Origin of the sequence: Corynebacterium pseudogenitalium (assembly GCF_024453815.1) — a bacterium.
GTDB lineage: Bacteria > Actinomycetota > Actinomycetes > Mycobacteriales > Mycobacteriaceae > Corynebacterium > Corynebacterium pseudogenitalium.
In genome coordinates this window covers 1,934,502-1,948,886 of record NZ_CP072934.1, presented here as the reverse complement: position 1 = coordinate 1,948,886, position 14,385 = coordinate 1,934,502, and the positions used below count along the sequence as shown (strand labels likewise).

Below are 14,385 nucleotides of genomic sequence, written 5' to 3'. Positions count from 1 at the left end.
GGCTATGAAATCAACGAACCCAGTACTGCTTATTGGAGTGCTGGTGGTCTCTGCGATGATGATGATCTTCAACGAGACCACCGTCGCTGTTGCCCTGCCCGCAATCATGGCGGACTTCGGCGTACCCGCCGATACGGCCCAGTGGCTGATGACCGGCTTCCTGCTCACCATGTCCGTGGCGATCCCGGCCTCCGGCTTCGTCATCCAGCGCCTCAGCACCCGCGCCGTCTACTTCGCCTCGATGGCGCTGTTCATCGTCGGCTGCGTCATGGCGGCCACCGCGCCCTCGTTCGGGGTGTTGCTCGCCGCGCGCGTGGTGCAGGCACTTGGCACGGCGGCGATGTTGCCGCTGCTCATGACGGTTACCGTGACGGTGGTCGCCCCGCAGCGCCGCGGCACGGTGATGGGACTCAACGCGGTGGTGATGTCGGTGGCGCCCGCCCTTGGCCCCACGCTCGCCGGCTTCGTGCTCGGCGCGTTTACCTGGCACCACATCTTCTGGGTGATGGTGCCCATCCCAGCCGTGGCGGTGCTGCTCGCGGTGTTCGCCCTCCCGAACGTCGGCGAGCGCCACGACGCTCCACTCGACATCCTGTCGGTGCTCCTTTCAGCACTCGCGTTCGGCGGCCTTGTCTACGGCTTATCGACGATCACCTCCCTGCTCACCGGCGATTCCTGGAACCCTGCCGCGGCCCTGGTCATCGGCGCGGTGTTCCTGGTGCTGTTCGTGCGCAGGCAGCTGCGACTGGCGCCAACCGGGCGCGCGCTGCTTGACCTGAGCGTGTTTACCCACCGCAACTTCGCCTTCTCCGTTGTGGGCGTGTTCATCGCCTTCGGCATCCTGCTGGGCACCGTGAACATCCTGCCGGTCTACATGCAGGTCGGCCTGGGGATTTCCACGGTGGCCACCGGTCTGATCCTGCTGCCAGGTGGTATTGCACAGGGCGTCGCGTCCCCAATTGCGGGGCGCTGCTACGACGCCTACGGACCACGGCCCCTGGCCATCCCGGGTGCGGTGCTGATGTTGGCCTCCCAGTGGATCCTTGTGGCCATCCTCGCCGATGACACCCCACAGTGGCAGCTCGTTGCCGTGCTGATCCTGGTCAACGTGGCGATGTCCATGATCATGACCCCGCTCATGACCGTGTCACTGTCCTCGCTGCCGTCGCAGCTCTACGCCCACGGCTCCGCGGCGCTCAACACGCTGCAGCAGCTCGGCGGGGCGGCGGGCACCGCGGTGTTCATCGCAACGATGACCATGGGTACCCAGGCCACCGGCAGCGCCTCCGACGGCACGGCGCGCGCGTTCGTCGTTGGTGGCGTCGGCATGCTGCTCGTCGTTGTAGCCGTGTGCTTCGTGGGAGGCAAGCCGAATACACGACTAATTGACCACGGCTGACCCGGACCGACTAGGCTAGGTCAGCGTGAAGAATCAAACAACGCAGGACCTCTCCGAACAGCAACAGTTCCGTCGTGCGAAGCGCGAAAAGCTTCTGAGCGAAGGCCGCGACGCTTACCCAGTCGTCGTCGACCGCACGACCTCCTTGCGCGAGCTGCGCCAGAAGTACCGCGCCGTGCCCGAAGGCGAGGGCGACGGCCAGTTCAACCTCGCGCCGGGCGAAGAGACCCAGGACGTCGTCGCAGTCGCGGGCCGCATTATGTTCCAGCGCAACACCGGCAAGCTCTGCTTCGCCACCCTCCAGGAGGGCGATGGCACCCAGCTGCAGGTCATGCTTTCCCTCGCAGAGGTAGGGGAGGAGGCACTCGCGTCCTGGAAGGCCGACACCGACCTCGGCGACATCGTCTCCGTCCGCGGCCGCGTCATCGCTTCCCGCCGCGGTGAGCTCTCCGTCCAGGCTCAGTCCTGGCACATGGCGTCCAAGGCACTGCGTCCGCTCCCTGTCGCGTTCGCCGACATGAACGAGGAGCAGCGCGTTCGTCACCGCTACACCGACCTCATCATGCGCGAGGACGCCCGTAAGAACGCCATGACCCGCATCAAGGTCATCGCCGCTGTGCGTAAGTTCCTCACCGGCCACGACTTCGTCGAGGTCGAAACGCCGATGCTGCAGACCCTGCACGGCGGCGCCGCGGCCCGCCCGTTTATTACACGCTCTAACGCGCTCGATATGGATCTTTACCTGCGCATTGCACCGGAGCTCTACCTCAAGCGCTGCGTCGTCGGCGGCATTGAGCGCGTCTTCGAGCTCAACCGCAACTTCCGCAACGAGGGCGTCGACTCTTCCCACTCGCCCGAGTTCACCATGCTCGAGACCTACCAAGCGTGGGGCACCTACAAGGACGGCGCGAAGACCATGCAGGAACTCGTGCAGTTCTGCGCGAAGGAAGTCTTCGGCTCCACCACCGTCACCCTTCCAGACGGCACCGAGTACGACCTCGGCGGCGAGTGGAAAGTCATGGAGATGTACCCTTCCCTCAACGAGGCCCTGCAGCGCAAGTTCCCGGGCCAGCCTGAGGTCACCATCGAGTCCTCCGTGGAGGAACTGAAGGGCATCGCCGACGTCATCGGTCTGAAGGTGCCGAAGGATGAGGGCTGGCTGCACGGCAAGCTCGTCGAGGAGATCTGGGAGCACCTCTGCTCCGACCAGCTCTACGAGCCGACCTTCGTGATCAACTTCCCAGTCGAGACGTCCCCGCTGACCCGCGACCACCGCGATCAGCCCGGCGTCACCGAGAAGTTTGACCTCTACGTCCGCGGCTTCGAGCTGGCCACCGGCTACTCCGAACTTGTCGACCCCGTCATCCAACGCGAACGCTTCGAAGACCAGGCCCGCCTCGCCGCACACGGCGATGACGAAGCCATGGTCCTCGACGAGGACTTCCTCGCCGCCATGGAGCAGGGCATGCCACCAACCGCCGGTTGCGGCATGGGCATCGACCGCCTGCTGATGGCCCTCACCGGCCTCGGCATCCGCGAGACCGTCCTGTTCCCGCTGGTGAAGCCGGAGGCGTAGGTCAAGCTAGCTTGGGTTTGAATGGGCCCGGCGCTTGGGATTTTGTGTTTTCCCAGACCGCCGGGCTTTTTGCATTGCTTGTTCGCGTGCTGCGCACCAAATTCCCTTTTGCCTGCTTCGCGACCTGGGAAAACGCTCGTGACCCCTCCAAAAATGTGGAATTAGGTGTCATACAAGCAGAGGCAGTGCCAAATGACGCAACACGAAAAGGAATAGCACTACATAATGCCAGGTAGATAAAGGACTAGGTGTATGGGGTTGCGTCTTTTGTCACTGCCTCGAGCCGAGAGGAACTTACTTCAGCGGGATCCCATTGGCGTCGGTGTCGTAACCTCCGCCGCCGACGAGGACCATGATCATCTCGATGATGCACCACACCCATAGTGCGAGGAAGATCGGGGTGGAAACGATCCAGCCGACGAATGGGATCAGGCTGAAGAGGCTGCCGGTCAGGAAGAGCCCCACTTTGGTGACGCCACGGACGTTCTGTCCTAGGTAGAAGTTACCGATGCCAAACGAGCCAAGGAAGAAGAACAACGCCGCCGCGAGGAACTTGTTCTTTTGGGGTACGGCGTACCCGTATGCTGACTGCATTTGCGCCATTTGTGATGGTGCGAACTGTTGCATCTGCGGTTGCCCGTACGGTGAACCCTGCCCAAACTGGCCGAATTGCCCAGTCTGCCCGTACTGCCCGAACCCCTGGAATTGGTTGGTTGGCTGCGTGATTGGGAGCCCGTCTTTGTCGTACATGGGCTGCTGGTTGGTCATGTGAGTCCTCAATTCAAGGCGGTCGGCAATGGTGTATTCCGTAGTGTAGTTCATTCGTGTCCTTGTGTATCGGTATGATGCGCAGAGTTAGGCAGCAAAGTTAGTCAATAGTGATGGGCGTAAGGCGATGCGATGGTGAAGCAGGTTTCGTTGTGGGTGTGGGTGCTCGTTGGTGTGCTCGCGGCCGCCAGTGGGCTCAGTGAGGTCTTTGGCAGTGCGGCGCGCGGCGAGTTGCTGGACGTCGGCGTGTTTCGCGACGCCGGCAACGCCCTGATCAGCGGCGCCGACCTGTACGACGACTTCCCGACTCGTAGCGGGTTCCGCTTCATCTACCCGCCGTTCGCGGCCTTGCTGTTTGTTCCGCTGACGTGGATGCCTGAGCCGGTGATGGACATGGTGTGGACGTTGGCGACGATGGCGTGCGTGGCGCTCATTTCGTGGTTGGCGCTGCGCAGGCTAGACGTGAAGGTCACGCCGCTGGTGCTGGTGGGAGTGATTGCGTGGTCCTTGGCGATTGATCCGCTGCAGGCGAATTTCTTCTTCGGCCAGATTAACGTGTTCTTGTTCGCGCTGGTCGTGGTGGATGCGCTGGGCCTGTTGCCGCGGCAGTTGCGCGGTGTCGGTGTGGGGATTGCGGCTGGGATTAAGATCACGCCGGCGGCGTTCGCGATTTTGTTCTTGGTGAAGAAAGATTGGGCGTCGGTGGCGCGTGCTGCGGGGACGTTCGTGGGCACGATTCTGATTGGTGTGCTGATGCGTCCGGCGGAGACCTGGTACTACTTCACCGACGAGTTCTTCAACACCGACCGCGGCGGCAACGCGATGTACCCGCCGAACCAGGCGCTGTCCGGCCTGTTCGCGCGTGCGGGTCTCGATGCCCCGACCGGCGTCATCTTCTTGGTGTTCGCGCTGCTCACAGGACTGGGGGCGTGGTACCTGCTGCGCCGGGGGCTGGACGTGCATGCGCTGTTCTTCGTCGCGCTGGGCATTAGCGTGGGTGGGCCGTACGCGGTGTCGCACCATTTCTCCTGCGTGATGTTGGCGGTCCCGCTGATTTTTGCGGCGGTGCCGTCGGTGTGGAAGCTCGCGTACGTGCTCTACGTCGCGGTGCTGTTTGTGCCGTCGTACCAGCTCTACCCGGAGGTTGATGCCTACAGCTTCTCGACGCCCCTTTGGTACATGGGCAACCTGATCGGGTTGGCGTCGTTGGTGATGTGGGCGGCACTGCTGCTGGAGCGTTGGTTCCCGGCTGAGAGCAAGCTTATTGCACACCAAAACGTTCCGGCATATAGTGGAACGTAATACCAACCACAGGGTTGTTACCTGCCGGGTTCGGCGGGGCAAGACCTGGGACGTTTTCGCGTCCCGGGTCTTTTTTCATCCCTGGATCTATGAAGAAAAGGAGTGAACATGGCAACCAAGCAGGCCGGCTTGCAGGAGCAGGCGGCGGATATCCTTGCGGGGATTGGCGGTGCGGACAACATTGCGTCCTTTACGCACTGCGCGACCCGTTTGCGTTTTGAGCTCAACGATGCCTCCCTGGCTGACAAGGAGCGTCTCGAGGCGAACCCGAAGGTGATGGGTGCGGTGCCGCAGGGTGGGTCGCACTACCAGGTGATTGTTGGCGGGGACGTCGCGACGGTGTACAACGCGATGAACAATCTGCCGGAGATGCAGTCGCGTGGCAGCCAGAGCAACGATGACGTGAAGGCGGCCCAGCGCGCGAAGGCGCAGGGCAAGGTGCCGTGGATGGACGCCTTTTTCGAGTACCTCTCGGATTCCTTTAGGCCGATTCTGGGTGTGTTGCTTGGGGCGTCGTTAATTATTGCGTTTGCTGCGGTGATGGACGCGCTGGGCTTTGTTGACTTCCATGCGGAGGTCAAGACGCCGGGTTGGCAGTTCGTCGACGCGATGTGGCGCTCGGTGTTCTACTTCCTGCCGGTGATGGTGGCGTACAACGCAGGCAAGAAGCTCAACATTGAGCCGTGGGTGCCTGCCGCCGTCATCCTGGCGCTGTTCACCCCCGAGTTCATGGGGCTGGCGGACCACCCGGATGCCGTGACTGAGGTCAACGACCTGCTCGGCACCGAGGTCAGCCGCGTGACGGTGATGGGCTTGCCGATGTTGCTGCCTGGCTACGAAGGCAACGTGTTCGTGCCGCTGATCATGGCGGTCGTGGCGGCCCTGGTGTACAAGGGTTTCCAGAAGATTATTCCGTCCGCGGTCCACATGGTGTTCGTGCCGTTCCTCACCCTCTTGGTGATGATCCCAGTCACCGCGATCGTGATTGGGCCGCTCGGCTACGCGCTCGGCGCATGGATTGGTGTTGGCCTTGCGTGGCTGAACGGTAACGCGCCGTTCGTGTTCGCCATCCTGATCCCAATGCTGTACCCGTTCCTGGTTCCGCTCGGCCTGCACTGGCCGCTCAACGCCCTCATGCTGGTCAACATACAGACCCTGGGCTACGACTTCATCCAGGGCCCAATGGGTGCTTGGAACTTCGCCTGCTTCGGTGCAACCGCTGCTGTGTTCGCGCTCTCGCTGCGCGATAAGGATCCAGTCATGCGCCAGACCTCCGGTTCAGCGCTGGCAGCTGGTCTGTTCGGTGGTATTTCGGAGCCGTCCCTCTACGGCATCCACCTGCGCTACAAGAGGATCTACCCGCGGATGCTGGTGGGCTGCTTCACCGGTGGTCTGACCATCGCGATTCTGGGCACCCCGTTCGGCGGCGTGCAGACCAACGCGTTCGTGTTCACCTCGCTGTTGACCACCGTGGTCTTCAGCCCGATGTGGGTCTACGTCATCGCTATTGCGGTCGCGTTCTTCACCGCGTTCTTCGTCATCTACTTCACCGACTACCGCACGCCGGAAGAGCGTGAAGAGGCTCTGGCTCGCGCACGCGCGGCACAGGAGGAAAAAGAGCAGGAGGAAGCTCCGGCAGTTGCGGCAGCAGCTCCGGCGGCGGCCGCTCCAGCCGTTGCAGCAGAGGCCGACGCGCCTGCAGCTGCGGCGACCCCAGCAGCGGACACCCGCGAGGTCACCGCGCCGATCGCAGGCAAGGTTGTCCCGATGGACCAGATCCAGGACGCCGCGTTCGCATCCGGTGCGCTCGGCCAGGCAATTGGTGTGCTGCCGGAAGGCGGCGTCGAGAAGGTTGTGGCGCCGGTTGCTGGCAAGGTGATCTCTGTTGCGAAGACGGGGCACGCCTACGGCATCAAGACTGACGACGGCGTCGAGGTCCTCGTCCACATCGGCATTGACACCGTCAAGCTGAAGGGCGAAGGCTTCACCCCGCTCGTGGAGAAGAAGCAGCGCGTCGAGATTGGCGACGCCCTCGCGGACGTCGACTTCGGCGCAATCGCAGGTCACGGCGTGGACACCACGGTGATTATGACCGTGGTCAACTCCAAGTCGCTGGCCGCTGTGGAAGATATCGCCACTGGTGAGGCCGAGGTCGGCCAGCCACTGTTGGGGGTAACCAAGTAGGGTCGAACACATGCAAATACTGCGCATCTTTAACAACAACGTCGTCCTGGCCCGCCGCGGGTCGGAGGATGTTGTGGTGACCGGTCGGGGCATCGCCTTTGGGGCAAAGAAAGGCGACGTCCTCGACGAGTCGAAGGTGCAGCGAGTATTTGTTCCGGCGGATGGTCGGGACCCGGACCACTCCGGCCAAATGATTGCCGGGCTTCCCGCCGAAGATATACACCGTGTGACCGCAGCGTTGGAGGCCGTGGGCGCAAAGCCCAGCATCACGCTGGTCACCGCGGTGACGGACCACATTATTAATGCACTTGAGCGGGCCTCCCGCGGCGAAGAGATCGCCTACCCGTTGCGCGCCGAGGTCCAGCACTTGTACCCAGCAGAGTATGCACAGGGCGAACGCCTGCTGGAGCACATCAACATTCTTTTCGACGCCACCCTGCCCACCACCGAAGCCACCGCGCTTGCGATGCACCTGGTCAACGCCGGTTTCAACACCGGTGACCTGGCGCATACGTACCGGATGACGGGGTTGATTCAGCAGATGATGCAGATCATTGCGGCTGAGTTTGGGGTGGAGTTCGAAGCGGCGTCGATAAATGTGGCCCGGTTTATTACACACATTCGTTATTTGTTTGTTCGCCTTGAGCAGGGGAAACAACTCGAGCGCGGAAATTCTCCGCTGGCGCGTGAGTTGACGCGCAGTTACCCGAGGGAAGTTGAGTGCGCCCGAAAAGTGGCCGCTGTAGTGGAGCTTCGCTTCGATACAGCGTTGACAGAAGATGAAATTGCGTACCTTGCTCTGCACATTGCGCGCCTCAGCGCGTACCATCAAATGTAATACCATTAGCTTGATTGCTGAAAGGACACACTCATGACTGACCGCACCGTCTTGTATGGGATCGGGGTTTCCGCAGGTACCGCCTCTGGCCCGGTCGCAGTTGTTACACCCGCCGTTGGTATCGACGAGCACGAACAACCATGCACCGACCCTGACGCCGACGGCGAGCGTGTCGTCGCGGTCTTGGAAGAAGTCTCCGCGTCCTTGACGGCGCGCGCAGAGCACGCAAACTCTGAGACATCCAAGGCTGTCCTTGAGGCCACCGCCGCCTTGGCGAAGGACCGCGGCCTGGTGCGCGGCATTAAGAAGGAACTGAAGAAGGGGACCGGCGTGACCAAGGCGGTCCACGACGCGGTGGAGGCGTACGCGGCGAAGTTCCGCAAGCTCGGCGGCTACATGGCTGAGCGCGTCACCGACCTCTACGACATCCGCGACCGCGCCACCGCGCGCCTGCGCGGGCTGCCGGAGCCGGGCGTTCCAGCGCTGACCGAGCCGTCCGTGCTCGTCGCGAACGACCTTGCACCGGCTGAGACCGCGACGTTGGATCCAGCGTTGGTCGTCGGCATCGTGACGGAGGCCGGCGGCGCGACATCGCATACGGCGATCCTCGCCGCGCAGCTCGGCATCCCCGCAGCGGTGCAGGTCAAGGGCATTACTGAGGCGCTTGTCGACGCCCCAGCGATCGCGCTTGACGGCGGCGTCGGCGAGGTGATCGTCGCCCCGAACGAGTCGGACGTCGCCGAGCTCGAGGAGCGCTCCCGCCGCCGCGCCGCAGCCCTGGCAGGCTCCTCCGGCGAGGGTGCCACCCGCGACGGCTACCGCGTGAAGCTGCTGGCCAACATCGGCACCGCGGACGATGCCGCGAAGGCCTCTGGCTACGACCTGGAAGGCTCCGGCCTGTTCCGCACCGAGTTCCTCTTCCTGGACCGCGATTCCGCCCCGAGCGTCGAGGAGCAGACCGAGACGTACACCAAGGTGCTGCGCGCATTCGGTGACCGCCGCGTCGTCGTGCGCACCCTGGACGCAGGCGCCGACAAGCCGCTGTCCTTCGCCGACCTCGGCGAGGAAGAGAACCCGGCACTGGGCCGTCGCGGCCTGCGCCTGTCCATGGCCCGCGAAGACCTCCTCGACGACCAGCTCAAGGCGCTGGCCGCAGCACGCAAGGCTGTCCCGGAGGCTGAACTGTGGGTCATGGCCCCAATGGTGGCCACGGTGGAGGAGACCCGCTGGTTCACCGAGCGCGCACGCGCCCACGGCCTGCCGAAGGTCGGCGTGATGGTGGAGACCCCCGCGGCCGCGATCCGCTCCTCCCACATCCTGGACATCGCGGACTTCGCATCCATCGGCACCAATGACCTGTCGCAGTACACCATGGCCGCCGACCGCATGCAGGGCGAGCTCGCAGAGCTGCTCACCCCGTGGCAGCCAGCAACGCTGGCCATGATCCGTGAGACCTGCCGCGGCGGCGAAGCCACCGGCAAGTCCATCGGCGTGTGCGGCGAGGCAGGCGGCGACCCGCTCATGGCGCTCGTCCTCGTCGGCCTGGGCGTGAGCTCCCTGTCCATGGCGCCGGGCAAGGTCAACGCGGTGCGCGCCGCGCTACGCCTGCACGACCGCGACACCTGCCGCCAGATGGCAAACTTTGCCGTCGACGCCCCGACCGCGAAGGAAGCACGCGAGAACGTGCTCAAGATCGCGGATCCGGTGCTGCGCGACCTGCTCTAAACTGGCCGGTTGGGGCCGGAGGAGGCGTCGAAAAGCCTCTGTTCGCTACGAGCGAACATCCGGCCTGAGCTGGTGCGATGGCCCCTGAATCCATGAAGTGACGCCCTCGGCGGGACGATGTGTCCGCCGGGGGCGTTATGGTTGGTGACAACTCTTTAAAAACCGTTATTAGTAAGGGGTCAGCCAGTTGTTTGAGAGGTTTACCGATAGGGCCCGCCGCGTCATCGTCTTAGCCCAGGAGGAGGCGCGCGAGCTGAACCATAACTTCATGGGTACCGAGCACATCCTGCTCGGACTTATTAAAGAAGGCGAAGGCGTCGCAGCAAAGGCGCTCGAGTCCATGGGTATCAATCTTGACGACGTCCGCTCCGAAGTCATCGAGATCATCGGGCATGGCACGCAGCCAGTCACTGACCAGATCCCATTTACCCCACGCGCCAAGAAGGTACTGGAGCTCTCCCTGCGCGAAGGCCTGCAGATGGGGCACAAGTACATCGGCACCGAGTTCCTGCTGCTCGGCCTCATCCGCGAGGGCGATGGCGTCGCAGCCCAGGTGCTGATTAAGCTCGGCGCCGACCTGCCACGCGTGCGCCAGCAGGTCATCCAGCTGCTCTCCGGCTACGAGGGCGGCGAAGCACAGAACCCGGAGACCCCGCAGGGCGGCGGCCCCGGCTTCGCGGGCGCCGGTCAGGGCCCTGGCATCATGGGTGGGCCGCGCCCGGGCCAGCAGGGCGAGCGTTCCAACTCGCTCGTGCTCGACCAGTTCGGCCGCAACCTCACCGCAGCAGCCCGCGAGGGCAAGCTCGACCCGGTGGTCGGACGCGACAAGGAAATCGAGCGCATCATGCAGGTGCTCTCGCGCCGCACCAAGAACAACCCGGTGCTGATTGGTGAGCCGGGCGTCGGCAAGACTGCCGTCGTGGAGGGCCTCGCGCTCGACATTGCGAACGGCAACGTCCCCGAAACGCTGAAGGACAAGCAGGTCTACTCCCTCGACCTTGGCTCCCTGGTTGCAGGCTCACGCTACCGCGGTGACTTCGAGGAGCGCCTGAAGAAGGTACTCAAGGAGATCAACCAGCGCGGCGACATCATCCTGTTCATCGACGAGATCCACACCCTCGTCGGCGCCGGCGCTGCCGAAGGCGCCATCGACGCTGCCTCGCTGCTCAAGCCGAAGCTGGCACGTGGCGAACTCCAGACCATCGGTGCGACCACGCTCGACGAGTACCGCAAGCACATCGAGAAGGACGCCGCCCTCGAGCGCCGCTTCCAGCCCGTCCAGGTCGACGAGCCGTCCGTCGAGGACACCGTCACCATCCTGCGTGGCCTGCGCGACCGCTACGAGGCGCACCACCGCGTCTCCTACACGGACGACGCCCTCAAGGCCGCCGCCACCCTCGCAGATCGCTACATCAACGACCGCTTCCTGCCGGATAAGGCCGTCGACCTCCTCGACGAGGCCGGTGCCCGCATGCGCATCAAGCGCATGACCGCGCCTTCCGAGCTGCGCGAAGTCGACGAGCGCATCGCCGACGTCCGTCGCGAGAAGGAAGCCGCCATCGACGCCCAGGACTTCGAGAAGGCGGCTGGCCTGCGCGATACCGAACGCAAGCTCGGCGAGGAGCGCAAGGAGAAGGAAAAGAAGTGGCGCTCCGACGACCTCGAGGAAATCGCCGAGGTTGGTGAAGACCAGATCGCCGATGTGCTCGCGCACTGGACCGGCATCCCAGTCTTCAAACTCACCGAGTCCGAGTCCTCGCGCCTGCTCAACATGGAGTCCGAGCTGCACAAGCGCATCATCGGCCAGGACGAAGCCGTCCGCGCCCTGTCGCGCTCCATCCGACGCACCCGTGCCGGCCTCAAGGACCCGAAGCGCCCATCCGGCTCCTTCATCTTCGCCGGCCCGTCCGGCGTTGGTAAGACGGAGCTGTCCAAGGCACTTGCCGAGTTCCTCTTCGGCGACGAGGACTCCCTCATTCAGGTCGACATGGGCGAGTTCCACGACCGCTTCACCGCCTCCCGCCTCTTCGGCGCCCCTCCGGGATACGTCGGCTACGAGGAGGGCGGCCAGCTCACCGAGAAGGTCCGCCGCAAGCCGTTCTCGGTGGTCCTCTTCGACGAGATCGAGAAGGCGCACAAGGAGATCTACAACACGCTGCTCCAGGTGCTCGAGGAAGGCCACGTCACTGACGGCCAGGGCCGTATGGTGGACTTCAAGAACACCGTGCTCATCTTCACCTCCAACCTGGGTACTGGCGACATCTCCAAGCCAGTCGGCCTCGGCTTCACCGGCAACACCGCCACCGACGCCGATGCCCAGTACGAGCGCATGAAGAACAAGGTCCACGACGAGCTGAAGAAGCACTTCCGTCCAGAGTTCCTCAACCGCATCGACGAGATTGTGGTCTTCCGCCAGCTGACCCAGGAAGAAATCGTGCAGATGGTGGACCTGCTCATCAGCCGCGTGGACACCAACCTGGCCGCGCAGGACATGGGCATCGAGCTCACCGAGAAGGCCAAGAACCTCCTGGCCATCCGCGGCTTCGACCCAGTGCTCGGTGCGCGCCCGCTGCGTCGCACCATCCAGCGCGAGATCGAGGACCTGCTTTCGGAGAAGATCCTGTTCGGCGAGATCGGCGCCGGCGAGATCATCACCGTCGACGTCGAAGGCTGGGACGGCGACATCGAAGCCGCCCGCAACACCCGTGGCAAGGCAGCACCGGACGCAACCTTCACGTTCACCCCGCGCCCACGCCCGCTGCCAGCGGAAACGTTCGGCGAGGATGCTGCGTCCGAGGAGCCTGAAGAGAAGGCCGTGCGTGACATCGCCCCTTCCGATGGCACCCCGGAGACCGAGGCCTCCCAGTTCCCGGACGAGCGCGCAGAGTCTGGTCCTGAGCCTGACTCCGACTCCGATTCCGACGGTCGGGGACCTGAACCGGTCTAATCAGTAGGTTGGAAAGCCGCACCCTGGTGGTGCGGCTTTCTTTTTGTCTTGGTGGGGCGGGTATTGGTGCCAATAGACGCAACCTTATACGTCTAGCGCTTTTCTGACCTGCAAGAATGGAGGCCGTGGATTTTAGAATTGCGTCCTTTGGCACTCAGCGCATCCAAAGATGCACCAAATTCCCTCGCGCGGCGGCAGCGACCTGGGGAAACGCAAAAACGCGCTCCTAAATCAGCGAATTTGGTGCGACCACACCAAGGCCGGGTTCGGCAGGCCGGAGCCGACCAGCCAGGCGCCTAAACCTACAGCGCTGAGTACAGCGAAGATGCCGAAGAGGATGGCGTCGGCGACTGGGCCGGTGTACTGGTAGTTCGAGGCGGTGTTGATGGAGGTGTCGTCTGGGATGTTGCAGTTCGGGGTGAAGGCTGGCGCATTCGGGTCGAAGCGCTCGTCGAGCCAGGTGATCACGTGGGCGGTCTCGAGGACGATTGGCAGGGCGTGGCCGGCGCCGGCGAAGTTTGCGAATGGGGTGGTGGAGGACCCTGAGTCGAGTGGTGTGGATCGGGTGCCGGGGATTGCGACGCTGCGGTACTCCACGGGTGAGCCGAGCGCGCAGTAGTTGCGGGCGAGTTGGACGGCTTGTGGGGCGGGGACCATGTCGTCGTCGGGGTTGGTGAGCACCAGCGTTGGGACTTTGGTGGGGACGCGGCCGAGCTTGTTCTGGTCGAGGCGGGCTCGCAGGACGGGATTGTCGTGGGCGAGTTTGGCCAGGTTGACGCCACGTTTCGTGTAGGCCTTGAATTCCTTGGGCGCGATTCGGACGGCGTCGAGGATGCACGCCTTGGACAGGGCGTCGAGGGTGCGCACGCCTTCCTCGTTGAGTTCGGCGTAGAGGGCGTCGCGGAAGTCGGGGTAGGTGGAGGAGTAGGAGACGGCGGCGAAACCAGCGACTGGGGTGATCAGGGGTCCGTGGGACTGCTCGAGCACGGCCAGTGGGTCGGCTGGTGGGGCGCCGACGAAGGCGGCGACCACGTTGAGTTCGGGGGCGTAGTCGGCGACGAGTTCGGCTGCCGCGCCGGATGCGCCGCCGCCTTGCGAGTAGCCCCAGAACGCGACTTTTTCGCCGGCGTGGGCGGCGTAGCGGGCGGCGTCGATGACGGCGTGTCCCTGGTCGACGCGGTTGAGGTACGTGTGCGTGCCTGGGGTGCCGAGGCCGACGTAGTCGGTGACGATGACGCGGTAGCCGGCGTCGAGAAGCATGTGGGCCATGGGGCGCTCGTAGTCGACGCTGAAGGAGGTCCCAGAGTCGGAGGACGTCAGTGAGGTGTTCTTGCTGGGTGCGCAGTGGTCAGCCATGCCGCGGGTGCCGGGCGCGATCACGACGAGCCCCTTCGCGTTGTCCCTGTCGTAGAGGGTGGCGGTAACTGGCGCGCGCGTGCCGGACTCGGTGGTGGTTTCGTAGCGCACGACTTTCGGCGCGGGGCGGAAGGCGGATTTGATGGCGGAGGAGCCCACCTCCGCCACAGAGCTCAGCGGGTCGAGCGAGCTAGCGGCGGCGGAGGGGGCGAGGGAAGCGGCGAGCGCGAGGACGCACACAGCGGAGATCACAGGACGATGCAGCACGATGAAAAATACTAATCGACAAT

General features: G+C 63.9%; 9 protein-coding genes. 7 read left to right on the top strand and 2 right to left on the bottom strand.

Features of this window, described 5'->3' with window-relative positions; all coding sequences use genetic code 11:
• The first annotated feature begins 4 nt into the window (after window positions 1-4).
• Entirely contained in the window at window positions 5-1,399 is a 1,395-nt protein-coding gene (locus KBP54_RS09400; RefSeq protein ID WP_256005516.1) for a DHA2 family efflux MFS transporter permease subunit, read from the top strand.
• 25 nt (window positions 1,400-1,424) lie between these two features.
• A complete protein-coding gene (gene lysS, locus KBP54_RS09395) occupies window positions 1,425-2,975 on the top strand; it encodes a lysine--tRNA ligase (protein ID WP_256005514.1) in 1,551 nt (516 codons plus the stop codon).
• Window positions 2,976-3,269: 294 nt separating this feature from the next.
• Here lysS and KBP54_RS09390 read toward each other — a convergent pair whose 3' ends face one another.
• The gene (locus tag KBP54_RS09390) at window positions 3,270-3,797 is read right to left on the bottom strand and encodes an NINE protein (RefSeq protein ID WP_256005512.1); all 528 of its coding nucleotides are present in this window, start codon (window positions 3,795-3,797) and stop codon (window positions 3,270-3,272) included.
• 78 nt (window positions 3,798-3,875) lie between these two features.
• Here KBP54_RS09390 and KBP54_RS09385 point away from each other — a divergent pair, with 78 nt between their 5' ends.
• The 5 genes from KBP54_RS09385 to KBP54_RS09365 all read left to right on the top strand — a co-directional run bounded on the left by KBP54_RS09385 (window position 3,876) and on the right by KBP54_RS09365 (window position 12,739).
• Window positions 3,876-5,045, top strand: a complete 1,170-nt coding sequence (locus tag KBP54_RS09385) for a glycosyltransferase 87 family protein (RefSeq protein ID WP_256005511.1) — start codon at window positions 3,876-3,878, stop codon at window positions 5,043-5,045.
• 108 nt (window positions 5,046-5,153) lie between these two features.
• Complete coding sequence (locus KBP54_RS09380; protein ID WP_256005509.1) at window positions 5,154-7,229, top strand: glucose PTS transporter subunit IIA; 2,076 nt, start codon at window positions 5,154-5,156, stop codon at window positions 7,227-7,229.
• 10 nt (window positions 7,230-7,239) lie between these two features.
• Window positions 7,240-8,067, top strand: a complete 828-nt coding sequence (locus KBP54_RS09375; protein WP_070478127.1) for a PRD domain-containing protein — start codon at window positions 7,240-7,242, stop codon at window positions 8,065-8,067.
• Between the two features lie 33 nt (window positions 8,068-8,100).
• Window positions 8,101-9,792: a phosphoenolpyruvate--protein phosphotransferase gene (gene ptsP / locus KBP54_RS09370; RefSeq protein WP_256005507.1), complete on the top strand. Its 1,692-nt coding sequence runs from the start codon at window positions 8,101-8,103 to the stop codon at window positions 9,790-9,792.
• Between the two features lie 187 nt (window positions 9,793-9,979).
• The gene (locus tag KBP54_RS09365) at window positions 9,980-12,739 is read left to right on the top strand and encodes an ATP-dependent Clp protease ATP-binding subunit (RefSeq protein ID WP_256001054.1); all 2,760 of its coding nucleotides are present in this window, start codon (window positions 9,980-9,982) and stop codon (window positions 12,737-12,739) included.
• Window positions 12,740-12,970: 231 nt separating this feature from the next.
• Here KBP54_RS09365 and KBP54_RS09360 read toward each other — a convergent pair whose 3' ends face one another.
• On the bottom strand, window positions 12,971-14,362 hold the full coding sequence (locus tag KBP54_RS09360; RefSeq protein WP_256005505.1) for a lipase family protein: 1,392 nt from the start codon (window positions 14,360-14,362) through the stop codon (window positions 12,971-12,973).
• Window positions 14,363-14,385 lie beyond the last annotated feature (23 nt).